The sequence below is a fragment of the Vibrio crassostreae genome (assembly GCF_024347415.1).
Taxonomy (GTDB): Bacteria; Pseudomonadota; Gammaproteobacteria; order Enterobacterales; family Vibrionaceae; genus Vibrio; species Vibrio crassostreae.
Map to the genome: position 1 here is coordinate 1172790 of NZ_AP025477.1, position 19507 is coordinate 1192296.

The 19507-nt window shown below is 42.9% G+C and carries 17 protein-coding genes and 1 pseudogene; 10 read left to right on the plus strand and 8 right to left on the minus strand.

Going from position 1 to position 19507, the window contains the following annotated elements; translation table 11 throughout:
• Positions 1 to 109: 109 nt before the first annotated feature.
• The 4 genes and pseudogenes from dbpA to OC193_RS21045 form a co-directional block, all read right to left on the minus strand.
• Positions 110 to 1489 carry an ATP-dependent RNA helicase DbpA gene (gene dbpA, locus OC193_RS21030; RefSeq protein WP_048662349.1) on the minus strand — a complete coding sequence of 460 codons (1380 nt, stop codon included), beginning with the start codon at positions 1487 to 1489 and terminating at the stop codon, positions 110 to 112.
• Positions 1490 to 1637: 148 nt separating this feature from the next.
• A complete protein-coding gene (locus OC193_RS21035; protein ID WP_048662350.1) occupies positions 1638 to 2546 on the minus strand; it encodes an aldo/keto reductase in 909 nt (302 codons plus the stop codon).
• Between the two features lie 217 nt (positions 2547 to 2763).
• Positions 2764 to 3351, minus strand: coding sequence for a hypothetical protein (locus OC193_RS21040; protein ID WP_048662351.1), 588 nt, complete (start codon positions 3349 to 3351; stop codon positions 2764 to 2766).
• A gap of 211 nt (positions 3352 to 3562) precedes the next feature.
• Positions 3563 to 3673, minus strand: a pseudogene (locus OC193_RS21045) (PstS family phosphate ABC transporter substrate-binding protein); the annotation flags it as partial.
• Positions 3674 to 3773: 100 nt separating this feature from the next.
• On the opposite strand from OC193_RS21045, the gene OC193_RS21050 reads away from it, so the two are divergent.
• The 3 genes from OC193_RS21050 (at position 3774) to OC193_RS21060 (ending at position 7176) form a co-directional block, all read left to right on the plus strand.
• Positions 3774 to 5621, plus strand: coding sequence for a M3 family metallopeptidase (locus tag OC193_RS21050; RefSeq protein WP_048666373.1), 1848 nt, complete (start codon positions 3774 to 3776; stop codon positions 5619 to 5621).
• Positions 5622 to 5837: 216 nt separating this feature from the next.
• A complete protein-coding gene (locus OC193_RS21055; RefSeq protein ID WP_048661053.1) occupies positions 5838 to 6647 on the plus strand; it encodes a helix-turn-helix domain-containing protein in 810 nt (269 codons plus the stop codon).
• A 127-nt stretch (positions 6648 to 6774) separates the two neighbouring features.
• Positions 6775 to 7176: a DUF1090 domain-containing protein gene (locus tag OC193_RS21060; RefSeq protein WP_048661054.1), complete on the plus strand. Its 402-nt coding sequence runs from the start codon at positions 6775 to 6777 to the stop codon at positions 7174 to 7176.
• A 308-nt stretch (positions 7177 to 7484) separates the two neighbouring features.
• On the opposite strand, the gene OC193_RS21065 is transcribed toward OC193_RS21060, so the two are convergent.
• Both OC193_RS21065 and OC193_RS21070 read right to left on the minus strand, forming a co-directional pair.
• On the minus strand, positions 7485 to 8318 hold the full coding sequence (locus tag OC193_RS21065; protein WP_048662353.1) for a RecX family transcriptional regulator: 834 nt from the start codon (positions 8316 to 8318) through the stop codon (positions 7485 to 7487).
• A 204-nt stretch (positions 8319 to 8522) separates the two neighbouring features.
• Complete coding sequence (locus tag OC193_RS21070) at positions 8523 to 10127, minus strand: mechanosensitive ion channel family protein (protein ID WP_048662354.1); 1605 nt, start codon at positions 10125 to 10127, stop codon at positions 8523 to 8525.
• Positions 10128 to 10379: 252 nt separating this feature from the next.
• On the opposite strand from OC193_RS21070, the gene OC193_RS21075 reads away from it, so the two are divergent.
• On the plus strand, positions 10380 to 10628 hold the full coding sequence (locus OC193_RS21075) for a hypothetical protein (protein ID WP_017062732.1): 249 nt from the start codon (positions 10380 to 10382) through the stop codon (positions 10626 to 10628).
• 528 nt (positions 10629 to 11156) lie between these two features.
• On the opposite strand, the gene OC193_RS21080 is transcribed toward OC193_RS21075, so the two are convergent.
• Positions 11157 to 11381 carry a hypothetical protein gene (locus OC193_RS21080; RefSeq protein ID WP_230682298.1) on the minus strand — a complete coding sequence of 75 codons (225 nt, stop codon included), beginning with the start codon at positions 11379 to 11381 and terminating at the stop codon, positions 11157 to 11159.
• Positions 11382 to 11540: 159 nt separating this feature from the next.
• On the opposite strand from OC193_RS21080, the gene OC193_RS21085 reads away from it, so the two are divergent.
• The 3 genes from OC193_RS21085 to OC193_RS21095 all read left to right on the plus strand — a co-directional run bounded on the left by OC193_RS21085 (position 11541) and on the right by OC193_RS21095 (position 15008).
• Positions 11541 to 13604, plus strand: a complete 2064-nt coding sequence (locus tag OC193_RS21085; protein ID WP_048662533.1) for a protein-disulfide reductase DsbD family protein — start codon at positions 11541 to 11543, stop codon at positions 13602 to 13604.
• A 3-nt stretch (positions 13605 to 13607) separates the two neighbouring features.
• Entirely contained in the window at positions 13608 to 14177 is a 570-nt protein-coding gene (locus tag OC193_RS21090; protein ID WP_048662355.1) for a protein disulfide oxidoreductase, read from the plus strand.
• Between the two features lie 111 nt (positions 14178 to 14288).
• Positions 14289 to 15008, plus strand: coding sequence for a DsbA family protein (locus OC193_RS21095; RefSeq protein ID WP_048662356.1), 720 nt, complete (start codon positions 14289 to 14291; stop codon positions 15006 to 15008).
• Positions 15009 to 15323: 315 nt separating this feature from the next.
• On the opposite strand, the gene OC193_RS21100 is transcribed toward OC193_RS21095, so the two are convergent.
• Positions 15324 to 16343 (minus strand): succinylglutamate desuccinylase/aspartoacylase family protein, encoded by a 1020-nt coding sequence (locus tag OC193_RS21100; RefSeq protein ID WP_048662357.1) that lies wholly within the window; start codon positions 16341 to 16343, stop codon positions 15324 to 15326.
• A 377-nt stretch (positions 16344 to 16720) separates the two neighbouring features.
• On the opposite strand from OC193_RS21100, the gene OC193_RS21105 reads away from it, so the two are divergent.
• From OC193_RS21105 to OC193_RS21115, 3 genes are all read left to right on the plus strand, one after another.
• Entirely contained in the window at positions 16721 to 17713 is a 993-nt protein-coding gene (locus OC193_RS21105) for a porin (RefSeq protein ID WP_048662358.1), read from the plus strand.
• 156 nt (positions 17714 to 17869) lie between these two features.
• Entirely contained in the window at positions 17870 to 18760 is an 891-nt protein-coding gene (locus OC193_RS21110; protein WP_048661118.1) for a DMT family transporter, read from the plus strand.
• 69 nt (positions 18761 to 18829) lie between these two features.
• Positions 18830 to 19456 (plus strand): glutaredoxin domain-containing protein, encoded by a 627-nt coding sequence (locus OC193_RS21115; protein ID WP_048662359.1) that lies wholly within the window; start codon positions 18830 to 18832, stop codon positions 19454 to 19456.
• Positions 19457 to 19507 lie beyond the last annotated feature (51 nt).

Sequence of the window (19507 nt, forward strand, 5' to 3'; positions counted from 1 at the left end):
CTAAGAGAAGAAACTTGAGTAACATTTTGTAGAACACCCTTTACTGCAATGCCATGAATTAGCAATGTCATTAATTAGACATATCACAGCAAAGGGCTTCAGTCTCGAATTACTTCAGGATTCGGGCGCGGAATTGACGACCCTTCATTTTACCTGATTCGATCTTGTTCAGTGCTTTCTTAGCTACAGAGCGTTCTACAGCAACGTAAGCGCGCATTGCGAACAAGTTGATCTTACCTACTGATTTACCATCAATACCACCTTGACCAGTCAATGCACCAAGAATATCACCTGCACGAAGCTTAGCTTTCTTACCGCCATCAATCTGAATGGTTACCATGTTTGAGTAGTACGGCTTAGCAATGGGTTTTGCTGGAAGCTCAGATGGCACAATCGGCATATCCATGTACTCATCAATTTGAGCAACACGGTACATCTCTTTCTCACTAAAGAAGCTGATAGCAACGCCCTTGCTTCCTGCACGGCCAGTACGACCAATGCGGTGTACGTGAACTTCAGGGTCACGAGACAATTCAAAGTTGAATACAGCATCTAGGTTATCAACATCAAGACCACGAGCCGCAACGTCTGTCGCCACTAGAATCGAGATGGTTTTATTTGAGAACTGAACCAAAGCTTGGTCACGTTCACGCTGTTCCATGTCGCCATGAAGTTCGATAACACTGAAACCACGGTGGCTTAGCTCATCGTTTACGTTCTGCACTTCTTTCTTAGTGTTACAGAACACAACCGCAGATTCCGGTTGGTGATGAAGTAGCAGCAACTCTAGAGCATCATCACGAGCTTCAGAACCTTCTAGCTTGTAGAAGTGTTGCTGGATGCTTGAGTGGTCATGCGTTGACTCAACCTTCACCATTTCTGGGTTGCGCATAATGCGGTCTGCAACAGATTTGATCTGTTTAGGGAAAGTTGCACTGAATAGCAGAGTTTGGCGTTCTTTTGGCGCCGCTTCAATCACTGCGTCCAAAGCGTCTTGAAAACCCATCTCTAGCATGCGATCCGCTTCATCTAACACAAGTGTGTTCAGCTCAGACAGGTCAATACGGCCTTTCTCTAGGTGGTCAAGAATACGACCAGGAGTGCCCACAAGAATGTGTGCGCCATGCTCTAATGAACCAATCTGTGGGCCCATTGGCATACCGCCACATAGTGTCAGCACTTTAATATTGTGAATACCACGAGCAAGAGTACGGATCTCTTTTGCTACTTGGTCTGCAAGCTCACGAGTCGGACATAACACTAAAGACTGAACACGGAAACGCTTAACGCGTAGGTTCTGCAGCACGCCTAAACCAAAAGCAGCTGTTTTACCTGAACCCGTTTTACCCTGACCGATAACGTCCTTGCCATTTAGGATAGTAGGAAGACTTAACGCTTGGATCGGCGTCATTTCAGTATAACCAAGAGAATCTAACGTATTTAGAAGCTCTGGTTTAAGGGCGATTGAAGAGAATTTTGAAGTGCTCAATGGAAATATCCAACTGGTGAAAAACAGAGTGCATTATGAGTGTTTTTGAAAATTATTCCACCTTAATCACAGTTTTGCAGAAATAGGTTAGGCGAACACAAAAAAGCCAGCTTTCTTAGCTGGCTTTCGCTTCTATATGAATTGCTTTCTATGGCACACCGTGACCTTTAGATGCAACCCATACGCGGTACCACTGCTCGCGAGTCAGTTCAATTTTCAGTGCATCAACAGCTGTCTTAACGCGCTCAATCTTACCAGAGCCAATAATGGCCATTGGGTTAGACGGTAAACGGCGTACCCATGCGTAGATCACTTGATCAATGCTGTCGGCACCCACTTCTTTGCGAATCGCTTCGAGTTCATCACGAACGCGAATCGCTTGTGCTGAATCGCCACTAAAGATGCTACCGCCGCCGAGACAAGACCACGCCATTGGGCGAATGCGGTTCATCTGTAGTTGATCTAAGGTGCCATCATGGGCAACTTCGAAGTTCAGTGGGTTAATTTCAACTTGGTTGGTAACTAATGGCTTACCAAGGCGAGATTGAAGCAATTCAAACTGACGCGGTGTGAAGTTAGAAACACCAAAGTGCTTAACTTTACCGACCTTATGTAGCTCTGCGAACGCTTCAGCTACTTCATCCGCATCCATCAGTACATCTGGACGGTGAATAAGCAATACATCGAGTTCGGCAACACCTAAACGCTCTAGCGAGTTATTTACTGATTGGTAAATGTGGTGTGCGCTGGTGTCATAGTGATTGATCTTACGATCAGGAGTGTGGTCACCACATAAGTTGATATCGCACTTGGTGACAATTTGAATATCATCACGAAGGCTTGGCTCAAGTGCTAATGCTTCACCAAACAACTTTTCACATTGGTAGTTACCGTAGATATCCGCGTGATCAACAGTTGTGATGCCAAGATCAATGTGCTGCTTAAGGAAAGTCAGGCGTTGTTTCGGGGTCATGCCCCATTCAGCTGTACGCCAGTATCCTTGCACCAACTCAGAAAGTTCTGGGCCTTGTGGCGCTGTCGTTACTCTTGCAACCATGGGTTGTCTCCTTTATCAATACTGAACGTATCCTAAGCTCGTTTTACCGAAGGCTCAACGTATAACAAATGGCAAAAGTAAACGCTTGCCAAAAATGTGAGAGCCACAGAAAAACGAACACTTAAATGAATAATAACTTGCTGTCTGCCCGTGAACCGTTATTCCAAACGGCTTGTTCTCTCTAATGAATTACGAAAGCATCTATAAATTTGAGCAATTAAAAGCGATTTAGTTCAACCGTTAAGTTATCACCATCACTCTGTAACTGAACCCAAGGAGAAGACGAACTAGCAGATGATGAGTTAGGAACGTTCCATAAACTCACTTGATCAGATGAATGGTGTGGTGCATTAATAAATTCTACGAGCTGCTTATCTACCTCATCAAAACCAACGCCCTCACGTTTTGCGTGTTCGAGTTGAGCGACGACATCGAACTCATCTTCCCCAATACGGATTGAACTCAGAGCAAAGCCATCTTGACGAAGGTAAGCCTGAAGCTTGGTATAACTTAAGTTCGAATATGGCAAGCTTAAGCGAACCACTTCAATACTTGATTCACCTAGCTCCAGTTCAACATAAACATCCAGATCGTAATATTTGGTTTGGTCACTGCACAGCAGAGTACCTTCTACATCACCACAATCCATAAGATCGACATCGTTGATATAGTTTTGAGAACTTGGTTGATCTGAACTTGTGTTGAATACCGTTCGCAGCCACCAGCTTTCGGTTGCTTGCGCAGAAAATACAATGGCATTCAAAACCAATAAAAAAGGTAGGATTAAGACAGGAAGAGTTCTCATTAATTGTGCTTATTTCGTGCGGCATGAAGCGTTCATTATACGTGACCAATCAACAAACAAACGCCTGACCGACAAATTTTAGGCGAAAAAAAACGGGCATACATGCCCGCTAGATAAATTCTATCGCCGAATAACGTAATCCGTCACGTTGAGAACCATTACGGGACTAACAGTACCATCCCGACGATTCACGTACAACACATCATACTGATTATTTATAGCCACCTTCTATTACAGGCTCTTCAAGTGATAGTCTTACTTTATTACGTTGAATGGCTTCTGGCGGCAAACTGATGAAGCCGTATTGGTTCAACACGCTTTGATAGCCATGTGACTTACATTCCGTTATATGTAATGTCACAAAATACATCTTGTGAATGTGTCATAATCTTGAAATTACTGGTTAATCTTCAAGGAATGTCATGACTGCAACGAACTATCTCAACCAATTGAATCAAAAGTATCTTGCGACTCATAAAGCGAAAGAGGACTTCTTTTGGGATACCTATATGGGCATCAGTGACGATCATGATGGTTCAACCCTAGCGCAAACCCAGTGGACCGAGTTTTTAAGTTCAGCTGAACAGATTGCGGCAATCGAAGCTCAATTAGGTACCATCGACCAGATTCAAGATCCTCAAGAAAAAGAAAGCACATTAGCAGGGCTAAATGGTTGGCTAGCTACGTTCAAATCGCACACTATTGAATCTCAACAATCACAAGCGCTAAAAGCAGACCTCATCAAGTTTGAAGCCGAACTGTTTGAGAAAAAACAAAATCACGTAATGACTTACGTAAATGAAACGGGTGATGAAACAGAAGGTTCGTTGCCCGTTCTCGGCTCAACAGTTCGAACCAATAGTAATGAAAAGGTAAGACTTTCTGCACACCAAACATTGCTCGATTTAGAACAGTGGTTGCTGGTGAATGGCTTCATTGAGCTCATCAAAAAGCGTAACCAATTTGCTCAGTCACTGGGTTATAAAACCTTTTTTGATTACTCAGTCGTTAAAACCGAGCAGATGACAACAGAGCAACTGTTTACGATCCTGGACGACTTCGACGTACGTACGCGCGATAGCCATCAACAAAGTCTAACGAACTTAGCTAAGCAGAAAGGTGAAAGTGCACTGCAAGCTCATAACTTTACCTACTCTTTTGCTGGTGACGTTATGAATGACTTAGACCCTTATGTTCCCTTCTCAAAATCACTGAGACGCTGGATAGAATCTTTTGGTCGCCTCAACATCGAATACTCTCAAGCGACATTGAAATTGGATTTGCTTGATCGTAAAGGAAAGTATCCTAATGGCTTCTGTCATGGGCCAATCCCTTCTTTCTACGACCAAGGCGCTTGGGTTGCGGCTCAAGTTAACTTCACGAGCAACGCTAAGCCCGATCAAGTAGGCAGTGGTTATGATGGGATTAATACCTTGTTTCACGAAGGTGGACACGCAGCGCATTTTGCTAATGTAAAAATGAACGCGCCTTGTTTCTCTCAAGAGTTTGCCCCCACCTCGATGGCTTACGCTGAAACTCAATCTATGTTCTGTGACAGCTTGTTGAACGACGCCGATTGGTTAAAACAGTACGCGCTCAATTCAGAAGGCCAACCTGTGCCAGACGAATTGATTAAAGCGATTATTGATAACAAACAACCGTTTAGAGCCTATCAAGAGCGCAGTATTCTTGTAGTCCCTTACTTTGAGCGAGCACTGTACGAGCTAGCAGATAAGGATCTAACACCTGAAAAGATCACGGCACTTGCACGTAGCAGTGAAAAAGCAATTCTTGGATTGGCTTGCAGCCCTCGCCCACTGATGGCGATCCCACATCTATTGTCAGATGAAGCATCTTGTTCATATCAAGGTTACCTATTGGCTCACATGGCGGTGTATCAAACTCGTGCTTATTTCACCGACAAGTTTGGTTACTTAACGGATAACCCAGAGATCGGGCCTTTGTTAGCGAAACACTATTGGCATAAAGGCAATAGCGTGAACCATAACGGAACAATAGAAAGCCTTACCGGGGAAGGCTTCAATGCCAAATACCTTGCAGATGAATGTAATTTATCACCAGAACAAGCTTGGGCGATTGAGGAGCAAAAAATCAAACAACTGTCGACAAGAGAACGTGCGCCAGTCACTGATTTAAATGCGAAGATATCGATCGTCGATGGAGCAACCGAGTTGGCGAATAATGACAAATCAAACCATAAAATGTGTGATGAGTTTGAGCACTTCATCGTTGGAAAATACGGTCGATAGATTGAATTTTAATACTAGTGAAAAAGGCAAAAATGAGTAGTGACATAACTCATTTTTGCCCCATTACGAGTTACGGGTATAGTTAGGCATTTTGCTGGTAGCTGAATTTCCCACAAATAATGCTAATGTGATAACTATTAATTTGGGGGCTCTAGAGAGCGATACTACAATAAAGCGAAGTAAACTGATTTGTAGATGGAAAGCGGTAGGAACTCAATGACTCGAGATGATTTTTCCAATGAATTAAAAAGGCTTCGTGAAGAGCAAGGCTTGTCACAAGAAGAGCTAGCAACCTTACTTGCCCATTCCCATCGAGCCTTTGAGGGAGTGAATCAAGTAATGATAAGCAAATGGGAAAGGGGAGAAACCAAAACAAGTTTACTGAGACGTTTGGGCATTGCCAATTATTTTGCCCAAGTGTATGAGTTTGATGCGAAAGAAGTAGACGTAATTTCACCTTCAGTTAAGTTGAGTGAAATTCCAGTGAATCAAGATATATCTTATAGTTACGTAATCGACAATGTCGTTAATTACACAGTCAAATCGATTCCTAGCGAGTTATGGACTGATATATTATCGGTTCACTCAAAGCTCTATTCGCTAGACTTTTTGAAATTTTATAACGCTGACCACCTCTCCGTTGATAACCTCGTCATTCTCTGCTTTTACTGCAAAGGGTTAATGGTGGGTCATATCGTTTATGATAATCAGACGGATATGCTGCTAAGTGTTGGCTCGATCAGCTTATCGATTAGAAAACAGGTACTTCAATATTTCGCTGATAATATAAAAAAACCTTCATTCGTTATTCCAGTGCACGACCCCGCGATGGCACAATTTTTATACGATTTATACTTGACGCCTAAGCGTTCTATGTTTGGTTTGTTTCTTTTTAGGGTTGATCCACTGCCGCTCGTTAATAACCCTTTTTATCAAAATATGTCGGCCGACCGTGATCAGTCATTTAAATACTTTAGCTACTATAGCCAAAAGATGAAAAAGAAAAGTATCGAGTTCACTGTGTAATTTGCCAATTGATCGCGCGATATGCCATTTGTGTTTATTTGACGGATAAACAGTATAGAGCCTGATGTTGTTTCCTTGTAAATTGCTCTTCTAGACTCTTTTATTCATTTAGTAACAGGTAATTCCAATGTTCAAAAATCACACCAATCTACTGTTATCTTTACCATTATTTTTCTTCCCACTTGCAGCATTTGCCTCTGATTGTTCAGAAAAAGTGGGCTGTGATAAAAAGGCATGTGAAATTCAGCACAAAATGGAGATTGCAAAAATTAATGGACACACAGAGAAACTTGATGGATTGAGTGATGCGTTAGAGCAAGTAAATATGTTCTGTAGCAATGATGATCTTAAAGATGAGCTAACAGAAAAAATTGAAGACTCTCAAGATGAAATTCTAGAGTATCGTTCAGACCTTAGTGAGGCCGAAACTTATCAAGAAGAAGATAAAATAGCTAAGTACAAAATAAAGATTGAAGAAGAACAGCGTAAAATTGAACATTTTGAAAAGGAATTATCGCTACTTCCATAGCATTTCTGGTAATGGATATCCGTGTACAACGTAATAATCAGTGTTCTATTTTAGTGTGGTTAAATCAAGAATGAATAAAATTAGCTAGGTGGCTCCAAAGAAGAGGGATTCAAACGTTATTTTGAATCCCTCTTCTTTAATTACATTGATTTTTATCGGGCACCTGTAGTGGTTCACTAAATTTGGCGACGCTTATGCAGATATACCATATCTTTTTCCATACGAATGGACTCTATTCGTAACAAGGTAATGTCCAATAGTTACTTAAGGCAAACCAACATACTACATAGGAAATTTTTCCGGCTTAGCTACTCGTTACCTTCACTCAACGCAAATTTAATCTCGTCAGAAGAGAAACCCTTGCGACTTAACATTGCGTACGCCTTTGAGCGCTCTTTGTGATCGTTGAGATCATAAGATTTCTTCTGAAGCTGCTCTAAACACGAAGAGTAAAAATCCAGTTGCTCCTCATTGATTAGTCGGTCGATCAGCGATGACAACTCACTGGTGTCGATTTGTCGCTGTCTAAGCTCTTGCTGAATAGCAGTCAAGCCTTTGCCTTTACGAGCATACTTAAGCACCTCTTTTTCCAAATCGGCTTTCTCGGCCTTAATTTGAATGTTACTTTTCAGTTGATGCGCTTGTGGGTGCTGATCAATCGCTACCTTAACTTGTTGATAGCTAAAGCCACGCTTTTGTAGGGTCGCGACGAGCTTTTCACGGCTCATGGTAAAGCTTGAATAGTAGTGGTTGATTCGGTCTATCAAGATGGTTTGCTCATCGATAGACTTTTCGAATGACACCTTATGGATGGCATCAGAAATGACCGAATCCGTCAGGCCCTTCTTTTTCAATTTTTCAACAATATATCGAGAACCAAATTCACCAGAAAAAGCTTGTTCCACAAATTGTTCTGCGAACACTTGGTCAGACTTGAGATACCCAAATCCTTTCAGAGCCCCTAAAGTTTCATCGATCCAATCTTGATTGTCCGTTTTCACTTTCAACTTCGCAATCAACTCGCTTTCCGTCATGTCCCTCTGGGTTAAATGCCACATCGCAGAGTTCATGACACTTTCGATTCGCGTCGCTTTTCTTACCGTTGTATTTCTCGTTTTTGGGTTTTGCTGTGAATCATCCATTCGATTTCAACTATCCAGACTGAGCCTGCCCCATGATAACGTAATTCTAAGATGGGTGGAGTGATATAAGGAATGAAGCTCAATATAAACCGCAGCCAAAAAAATGGACGCTTATTCAGCGTCCATTTAATATCACATTAAGAATGATGGCTCGAAGCCACACTTAGCTTTTTCGTATTAGCTTTTTCGTATTAGCTCTTTCGCTTAGTTATCTTCGTGATTGTAAATATGCACATCTCGTTGCGGGAATGGAATCGTGATGCCTTCTTCATCGAAGCGTTTCTTCACGGTTTCCGTCACATCCCAATACACATCCCAGTAATCGTCTGTCTTAACCCAAGGTCTTACGACAAAATCTACAGAAGACGTATTCAAGGTATGAAGCTTGATCATGTGCTCTGGTTTTTTCAGTACTAGAGGGTGCGCGACAATGATGTCATTCAATACCGCTTTCGCTTTATCGATATCATCTGAGTAACCAATACCGAAAACCATATCAACACGTCTTACACGTTCTGCCGTGATATTGTTGATCACGTCACCCCAGATCTTGTTGTTTGGGATCACTAAACGTTGGTTATCGATAGTTTGTACCGTGGTCGACACTAAGCTCATGTCTTTTACCGTGCCTTGCACGCCCGCCACTTTAACCATGTCACCAACATCATAAGGACGGTAAATCAAGATCATCAAGCCCGAGGCGAAGTTAGACAGCGTATCCTGCAATGCAAAACCAATGATCACACCTGCAACACCAAAACCTGTTAGTAGTGGTGCTAGCTCTATCCCGATTTGCGACAGCGCAATAAGCAAACCAATAAACACGACCGCTTTCGATGCGATTGATACAAAGAAGTCCTGCATCAAGACACTGAAGTCCATTTTAGAGTGCGAAACACTCTTACGAACGGTCTTACGAGCCACGTTAGCTATAAGGCGAGTGACATACAAAATACCGAGAAAAAGAGCGAGTTTAACGATAAAAGAAGGCGTATTTTCAAAAGCCCATGAACTGAACGAACGAAGCCAACCATCCAACAGTTCCAGTGCAACATCAACATCCAACACATCGGCATTAATGTCGCCTGTCGTCGCCAGCAACACTCTCTTGTAAGAAGTCACGTCGACGCCAAACGGTTCCATTAGTGTGATGGTTTCTTCTAAGCTCGCCACCATTACACTAGTACGCTCGCTGAAACGCTCAAGCTCCTTTTTAATGGTCGCTTTCTCTTCTTCATTCACGAAAGACAAACGCGCTTCTAGATCTTGTCGCTGTGTGTCTGTGTAAAGAATGGCATTAGTCAAGTATTTAGAGCGAGACACCAAGTCTACTTTTAGAGCTGTTTCAGGTACAGCGACATCGACCCCACGATCTTTCGACCAAGTGAGTGTCTTTGCTAGTTGTTGATAATAAACATCCATCATTCCGATTCGTTTTTGAATGCGTAATTCAAGACGTTTCTTAGCGTCACCCTCAGCTGAACGGTTTTCTTTACTCATTGAAACGATTTTGCCTTCATTCAATGTCAGCAATTTTTGTAAAAGTTCAACCTGCTGAGCCAGAATGGCATCTAGCCCTTCCTTCTTGTCTGAAGAGAGTTGTGTAAAAATCTCCTCACGTAGCCCTTGATTCTTACGCCTTAATATATCTTCAAGAAAGGGTTTCTCAGCATCATGCGCCGTTTCTAATGTTGTTAGATCGATCATTAACTGATCTTGTACTTCTGCGATTTTCTCAACGCTCTGCGCATAACTTCCAAATGCGACAAACGCCAACATTAACAATAGACAACGCCAAACCTTCATCATATTAATTCCTATTACTGTCTAAATTGACCCTATAAATAGTAGTAAAAAGAACATGGATAACAAGCATTTAAACGTATGTTATGTTAAAAATTCGCAAATTATCAGCATGCTTCTAATATTTGAGAGTTCCAATCCCCTCTTATGACCTGTAGAGTACGCATCCAACAAAGAATAACGGCCAATATCTTAATTTTAGGGTAAGCACTAAAGCGCCTTAAGTACGATATTGGTTCACTGCAAGAGAGCATAAAAATGAACAACGAACTTGACATCATTGAGTCTCTAGAAGAACTAGAGCAATTCCTAATTTCAGTGGAAGCTGGCGGTTTAGGCCTTGAAGGCGTTGAAGGTGTAGGCATGGCAACCAATAATTCAGATGGTCGTCACTTCGTTGCTGTATTCAACAGCAGCCACAAAGTTCTACTTGCTCGCTGGATCACCAAAGAAGTGTTTGATAACGGTAAAGACTTGGTACGTAACGGCCCTCGCCGCACTCACTAAGCCTTTTCAATAGCGCCAATGGTTAAAGCCCAATACGTTCATCGACGAGCTATTGGGCTTTTTTGTATAGCCTGATAATGAATAAACTACTCGATACAGAATAAATTAGTGGCAACTTCCAGTTATTGTGAACTTTAGTGACAGAGCAATGTCGTATTCGCGAGAATTAGTGTTTATGCGTCGTTTATCGTATACCTACGGTTTCCCTCGTTTATACCTAGTTTCACTTTAACAATTTTATGACTTGTGGCGCGAAGAGAACTTATCTAAGCTAGCCACAATTCAACGAGCTCGTTTTAACAACTAACTGATTTAATTACGGACTAATTTTCTGAACACACCGCTACTTTTCTTATCTACACAGAATCGTCGACAAAAGCATTCGCTTTGGGCGCTCTTCCTGACCGGACTGGTTATCGTAACTTGTCTGGCGAGTACTCTGGCCGTAAAGAAAGTATCGTTATCTGCATCCGCTAATGGTCAATCAGTCCTAGTTGGCGCGCAAACTCATACAGAAAACAGTAATCCTCAAACTGACATCGCTTCTTCAGAAAAAATGGCCACTCTATACGCCAGTGTTTTCGGCTTAGAAGCCTCAAAAATGTTAACGTCACCCAATTCAAGTTCATGCAGTCTGAGTTCGAAAATGCTGACCTTTGCCGCCCCAAAAACCGGCTGGATGATCCCATTCGTACTTATTATTGCGGTTGCATTTAACTTACCTCCCCACATATCGAGATTATCTAGAGACAACCATCGCTCTACTCGACCAACAAAACACCGCTTACACCTAAAGCACTGTATATTTAGAGAGTAAATAACCGGGCTATTCCACCCTTTTATTTATTTTTTGGAGATACATTTGTGTACAACACACTACTAACTAAGTTTGTCGATTCTTTGGCATTCTGCATGCGTACATGCGCGAAAACTCTAGTCACAGCCCTTTTGGTCATGACATCATTTACTGCTTTAGCACAGACTACAGGTTGGCTCAGCGTGCCTGAACACCCGCCAGTCAAAATGCGAATGATGTCGACAGGTGAACAGTCAGATGACGGTTCTAAGATTCAAACCGTGCTCGATGTCGTGCTCGACGGCGACTGGAAAACCTATTGGCGCAGCCCTGGTGAAGGTGGCATACCACCAAGCTGGGACTGGTCTGGTTCAACAAACATTGAGTCAGTAGATTGGCATTGGCCGATACCTAAGTACTACGAGCAGCTTGACGTCATGACGTTAAGTTACAAAAAGCACGTCAGCTTTCCTGTCACGTTAACCCTGAAAGACAACACAAAGCCTGCAATATTCAGGGCCTCGTTTACCTTTCCGTCGTGTACCAATATCTGCGTGTTAACCGATTACGATATCGAACTGCCGATTGACCCAAAAACTTTAGCGCTTGATGAAGAAGCGATGTTCTTGTTCAACCAAGGCATGAGCCAGTCGCCACGAGAAGCTAACCGCACTTCGGTGAACGGTTTGTTTTGGGATAAGAGCAAGCAGCAATTGGTTACTCAGCTGACAAGCAAAGATGGTTGGGATAAGCCAATGGTGTTGATTGACGGGCAAGAAGTGATTGATGACTTCTTCTCTCAACCAAGCGTCCACATAACAGACAATACAATGACTGCTGTATTCGATGTCAGTAACTGGCTTGGCGAGGTCGATCTAACCGATCGCACGGTGAGTGTTACAGTATCGGACACAAACTTTGCCGAAGAGATGACAGCTCAAGTTGGGTCAAAACCAATCGCTTATCAAGAAAACAGTAACGGTTTTACTGCGATGATCGGTTTTGCCTTAATTGGTGGTTTGATCCTCAACATCATGCCATGTGTGTTGCCAGTATTAGGAATGAAGTTAAACAGCATCATTCAAAACCAAGGGGCATCTAATCGTCATATCAGACTCTCATTCTTAGCGTCTGCTTCTGGTGTCATTACGTCATTTGCTCTGTTAGCCCTTGGTATGACCATTCTAAAAATGGGTGGCAATGCGATTGGCTGGGGAATCCAATTCCAAAACGTTTGGTTCATCGGATTCATGCTCATCATCACCTTACTGTTTTCAATCAACCTACTGGGTTTATTCGAATTCAGACTGCCTTCAGGTTTGAACACTTGGATGGCAACCAAAGGGGATGATTCACATTCAGGCCACTTTGTTCAAGGCATGTTTGCAACGCTATTGGCAACTCCATGTAGCGCACCATTCCTAGGAACGGCTGTCGCTTATGCGCTTGGTGCTAGCTACCAAGAATTATGGGCTATCTTCATCGCTCTCGGTATAGGTATGAGTGCACCTTGGTTAGTTTTTGCTGCCTTCCCACGTCTAACCAAACTAATGCCTAAGCCTGGCCCTTGGATGTTCACTGTTAAGTTGATTTTCGGCTTGATGATGTTCGCCACCAGCTTATGGTTAACGAGTCTGCTGAGCCCATTCATTGGAAAATTCCCAACGATCGTGCTTTCTGTATTAATCCTAACAACAGTATTGATTTGGATTGGCAAGAAGCTCGGCACCAAGGTGCTGGCTCCTATCTTGGCAACCACCACAATAGTATTTGGCGCAGCGCTTATCGTAGGTAGTGTCACTGCAGATAACTGGGCGACACCTATCGTTGATGACCTTGCTTGGCAAAAGCTGGATGCGAAACAAATTCCAAAATTGATCGATGAAGGCAAAACAGTATTTGTCGATGTAACTGCTGATTGGTGCATCACCTGTAAAGCCAACAAAATCGGCGTCATTCTTCAAGACCCTGTTTATAGCCATCTGCAACAAGAGAATATCGTTCTAATGAAAGGCGATTGGACCACTCCAAGTGAAAGTGTCACTCAATACTTACAAAGTAATGGACGATTTGGTGTGCCATTTAATATCGTCTACGGTCCGAGCTATAAAAGTGGTATTCCACTGCCTGTCATTCTCAACAGTGACACTGTCGTTCAAGCCATCGATGCTGCGAGATAACTAATGAAGACTCCCAACAATGAAGAGAAGCCCAATACGACCAAAGAGCACTCTATAAAGGGTGAGGCTAAAAAGCCAAGTCGCCTTAAAAAGTGGGGAAAGGAACTGGTCTCAATGATACTGCTCGTAGGCGTGGTTTCCTTTGCTATGGATTTTTATCACAGCAGAAGTATGCCTCAAGGAGGTGCGATTCCAATCGTAGGTCAATCACTCCAAGGTGAGGATATTGATGTTATCGAGCTCAGTAAAAACGGTAAGCCTGTCATTGTCTATTTTTGGGCAACTTGGTGTGGTGCGTGCAAATTCGTGAGCCCAACCATCAATAGCTTCAATGACTCTCACCAAGTCGTTACGGTCGCCCTTTCATCAGGACCAGATGAGCGAGTGCAACGCTACTTGGACGCCAAAGAGTATGACTTCCCGGTGATCAATGATCTTTCAGGGCATATCAGTAGAGACTGGGGAATCAATGTCACACCCAGCATTGTCATCATTAAAGATGGAGAGATAAGCAGTATCGCAACAGGCGTTACTTCTCCTATAGGGCTGTGGTTGAGAACTTACTTTGCCTAGCCTATTGGCAAACAGGGCGAGTAAGTCGTTTCAAATCCACTAAACAAAGAACACTAGTGCGAGCGCCACCAAATTATCGCTCACCATTACTAAGAATTCGAGATAAATAACATGAAAAAGCTTCTGATAAGCACACTAATTTTAGGCTCACTAATGAGCACCAACGCCTTCGCTGAACTAAGCAAAGAACAAACCCAACAACTTGAGGAAATTAACCAGTTTCTGAAAGAGAACCCTTCAACTATTTCGGGGTTACACACCAGCTTAGAGCAATATGTAGCGGGCCAAGCTCAAGCAAAGAAAGCCCAAGCAGAAAGCCATGATTGGTTATACAACAATGACGCTCATCCAGTAACAGGAAACCCGGATGGCAAGTCGGTAATCATCAATTTCACCGACTATAACTGTCCTTACTGTAAGCGCTTAGAGAAAGGTTTGGCTCAATTAGTCTCTGAAAATAGCGACATTAAAGTGATCAATGTGTACTTATCATTTAAACAGCAGCAAGTCGACGGCCTCAACACCAATGCCGCTTTATATGCGATGAAAGTATGGCAAGACAAGCCAGAAACGTTCCCTGAGGTTAATAGATTATTGATGGCAAAAAGCGGTATTCACACAAAGAGTTCATTAGAAGCGGTTGCCAAGAAGACAGGAACAGAGACGGAACTAAAAACAACTCAAGAACAAAACCAAGTTCTAACCACTAACCATCAAACGTTCAGTGCACTCGGCTTAACAGGCACTCCAACCATGATGATGAATGGAAATGTTTTACCAGGTTATGTACCTTACGACCGACTAAAAGACATCGTAGATGACGCCTTTTAATCGAGCTTAGAAAGAAATAGAGCCTCTTAAGTGAAGTTGATAAAGCCTACTCGCGCAAACTCGAAGTAGGCTTTTTTATAAGCTTAAGATAATGTTTTCAATATTATTTTTGAAACAGAAAAGCAGTCGAAGTGTCACTATCTTGCAATAGATTCTTAATCTACTCTCGCTACTCTAAAAGCAGTTTTCTCGATGAGTCCAAGACGTGCTTACTCTAGACAACTGTCCTTTGACCGAGCCCTGCTCGGTCTTTTTTTGCGTGTTTTAGATGGTGACACGCTGTATTAATACGGAAACGTCCAACCGACTGCCCCCCTAACTTAGCAAGCGACAAACAAGTGCACCAGGTTCCCTTAACGCATCCACGTTATAGCTAAGGACACGTCCAGCAGACGGTGCGTAATAACGGCGGCATTCATTACCAAAAGCATCATATTGGATGGCTAACAAATCACCTTGCTCCACGCTTTGCAAAAGCTCGACCTGAGGCAGAACAAAACCACCAATATCAGCACGAATAGACACGACGTTGTTGCCTTCAATCCAATCCATGCTTGGCAGTTGCTTTACTTCTAACGGATCTTGTCCATCGACCTCAAGCACTTCATAATAGGAAAGCATGTTCAAAACACCGTCTACCGCTCTTTGAATCATGTCAGGTTGAGTAAACTTACCCATCCCTACTTCGACCGTGATACTTGGGATACCACTTCGGTTCCATACGGTTTCTAAGATACCTGGGTCGCCTGGGTCATTGAGTACGCAATCGGGTTGCATTAATCTCGCCATCTCCAAGCATTGATCAATCCGGTAATCAGCAAAAACATAGAGAGGATAAACCGCGCCGCGCGTTTGGGTATGAAGATCAACCGCGAACGTTGCATTGTGCTTGAGTAAGCGCTCCCATAATGAAGCTACAAAACGCTCAGCAGCTAAACCATGAGAATCACCAGGGAAAAGTCGATTGAGATTAGCCGGACATGAACCCGGATCAGAAGAGATAAAATCGCGGCTATGATTCAATAGCCCAGATAAATTCACCGTTGGTACAATTGTCACTGTCCCTTTTAGATCTTTCCCTACTAAGTCTCGGATAATTTGCTGAGCAGCCAATACACCGTTCAGTTCATCGCCATGAATACCAGCGGTGATCATCAACTTTGGCCCATCTTGGCTTCCTTTAAAAACAGACACTGGCATATTTTTCGGTTGTCCGAGTCCATCACTGGTCACTTGAAACCAAAACTGATGCTCTCCGACCTGTAAGTCTTCAACATTCAAAGAGCCAATAACCTGCCTGCCTTGTAAAACATCGCCTAAGTACTCTGTTTTCATCCAACCACTCCATCTTGTTGAGCAAAATCTATTCTCTCGTAAGTTTTTGCATCATAGAGGATATCTTAACCAGTACAAGCAGTTAATCGATTTAACAGCTGCAGTTCAGCCCATAGAACTCACTCATAACAACCTCATCTCTTTCAAAGTAAAACTCGTACAGATAGCGGTTCTAAAACTTCCAATTTAGATAATTATTCACAAACCGCTCAGCCAAATGAAATAAAAGTGCAATAAAATCAACATCTAAAAAAGTTCCCCATTCACGAAAATGTAATTTTATGGAAATGAAAGCTTAATTTATCTGCTCTAAATTAGCTTCATATCGAAACGGAGAGCGCATTGCTCACGGATTTTAAAATACAAGGTAAGTGATTATGAAAAAGGCAGTTCTAGCTTCTGCAGTGGTAGCAGCACTAGTTTCAGGTTCTTCTCTAGCAGCAACAGTTTACAGCTCTGACGGCACTGAGCTTAAGATTGGCGGTCGTGCGGAATTCCGTGGCGACTTCATCGGTTCAGGTGGTGCCGAAGTTGAAGGTACAATGGAAGATAAAACTCGTTTCCGTTTAAACCTTGGCGGTAAAACAGAACTTACCGATACTGTTACTGCATTCGGTTTCTACGAAGCAGAGCAAAGCACTGGCGATAGCGAGTTTGATAACCGTTACATGTACGCTGGTGTGGATTTCGATGGACAAGCAGTCTCTGTAGGTCGCCAAGACATGGCTTCAGTCATCGTATCTGACTTTACAGATATCACTGAGTTCTCTGGTGTTCAACAATTAATCGATGCAGCTTCGGATAAAGAAGATAGCGTATTTGCATACCGCGGTGGCTTTGATGCTCTTCAGTTAGAAGCAACTTACCAAGCAAACAGTGCAAAAGACACTGATGGCTACGGCATCTCTGGTGTTTATTCATTGCCAATCGGTCTAGACCTTGGTCTTGCATACTCTGGTCAGGATCTAGGTGCAGGTAACGGAAGCGCAAACCAAATCCTTGCTGGCCTAGCATATTCACTAGATAACCTATACCTAGCAGCAACTTACTCAATGGGTGACTTAAACGATAAAGCCGTTGGCCCTATCGCTGAGTCATTCACTGCAATGGAATTCGCAGCACAATATAAAATCACTAAGCAAGTTTCTGCTGCAGCAGTATACACATACCAAGAAAATGAAGCGGCAAACGGTTCTACAGCCGACTCTGTAGATGGTATCGAGCTTGTTGGCTACTACAAACTAAACAGCAACTTCCGTACATACCTTTCTTACTACATCAATGGCTTAGATGAAGTGAAAGACGTAACTACAGGACTAACAACTGAAGGTGAAGATACGCTTCGCCTAGGTGTTCGCTACGACTTCTAATCTAAATTTACTTTAGGTAGACACTAAAAAGGTTGGGCAATGGCTCAACCTTTTTTCATATTCGAATATTCTGACCAACTTCATCAATGCTTTTTTCTGGTTAAGTGGTGCTAAATCCGTATCATAGGCAAACCACGTCAAATAATTAGAAGCATCATGTCACAACACCATCCGATCCAAGGCGCTAGCTGGATGCTAACCGCTGGTTTAGCCTTTGCTTTGATCAACAGCCTAACTCAAATCGCTAGTATTCATTTCGGACTGACTTCTACTACCGTTGCCGTCATTCAGTATTCAATTGCATTGTTCGCCATTCTTCCTTATCTGAAAACATTGGGAATTCGACGAGCACTAAAAACTGATAATCTCAAGCTACACGTATTCCGTGTCTTCCTATCGGTTATTGGTATCCAACTTTGGATTTGGGCGCTGGCTTACCCTGTGCCGATTTGGCAAGGCATAGCCCTTCTTATGACTTCGCCACTGTTTGCAACCATAGGTTCTGGTCTTTTCCTAAAAGAGAAAGTGGGCGCAGCTCGTTGGGGTGCAACCTTAGCAGGCTTCGCAGGTGCTATGGTCATTCTCGAACCGTGGGCTGAAGACTTTAGCTGGGCGACGTTGTTACCCGTTGGTGCAGCGTTCTTTTGGGCATGCTACTCACTGATGGTGAAAAAGCTTTCTTCACAAGACAGCCCTTCCACCATGGTGGTTTACCTTCTGCTATTGATTACGCCATTTAACATCTTGCTGGCCGTTCCTGATTGGCAAATGCCAAGTGGCGGCACTATTTGGGCTATCTTAATCGTTATCGGTGTTATGACAGCACTGGCTCAGTGGGCTATTGTAAAAGCATACTCGGTGGCTGATGCCTCTTTCGTTCAACCGTTTGATCACGCGAAATTACCTCTAAATGTCTTGGCTGGTTGGCTGGTCTTCAGTTGGGTTCCACCAGGTCGTTTATGGCTAGGGGCTGCGATTATCATTGCGTCAGTTGCATTCATTACCCATTGGGAAACAAAAAAAACGGCGAAAGTTAAGAAAGTTTAAAGTCGATGAAATAAATAGTTCGACTGTCCGTTCTATATTGATAAGAGAATTTTAAGCGAGGTCGTAACCATGAAGAAACCAGTCAAGATTACACTATACCGTTGGGCAGGCAGCTGGGGTCCATTTAAAGTAAATATCCCATGTGGAGAATGTACCCTTACCAAAGACATTCTTAAGGACACTTTTGAGAATGAATTGGCTGACGTTGATGTCGAACTAGAAGTGAAAGATTGGTTATCTCACTGGTGGGAACCTTTAAAGCTGGGTTCTTGGCATGCTCCGATCCTTGTTGTTGAAGGCAAGGTAGTAAGCCAAGGCGAAGCTCTAAATCGCGGTGTTCTGATTCAATCGGTCATTAAAGAGTGGACCAAAAGAGACAGCCTAAAAGGCAATATTGTTTATGGTAAAGCAACCTGCCCATTCTGCGTTAAGGCGAAGAAAATGCTTGATGAAGCGGGTGTCGAATACCAATACCACGATGTCGTAAAAGACAGCGCAGCTTTGTATCGCATGATTCCAGAGGTAAAAGCGCACATCGGTGAGAAAACACCGGTCACCGTTCCTCAAATCTGGCTTGATGGTAAGTACATCGGCGGGGCTGATAACTTGGAAGCATGGATGAAAGAGAATGGCTTAGATAGCATTCCTAATAATGTGGTCGACCTGTCCAATCAATCTGCAGGCTGCATTAATTAATAGCCATTAGTCAGAAGCGTAATTTGTGTTTTTTGTGTCCATCCACAACAA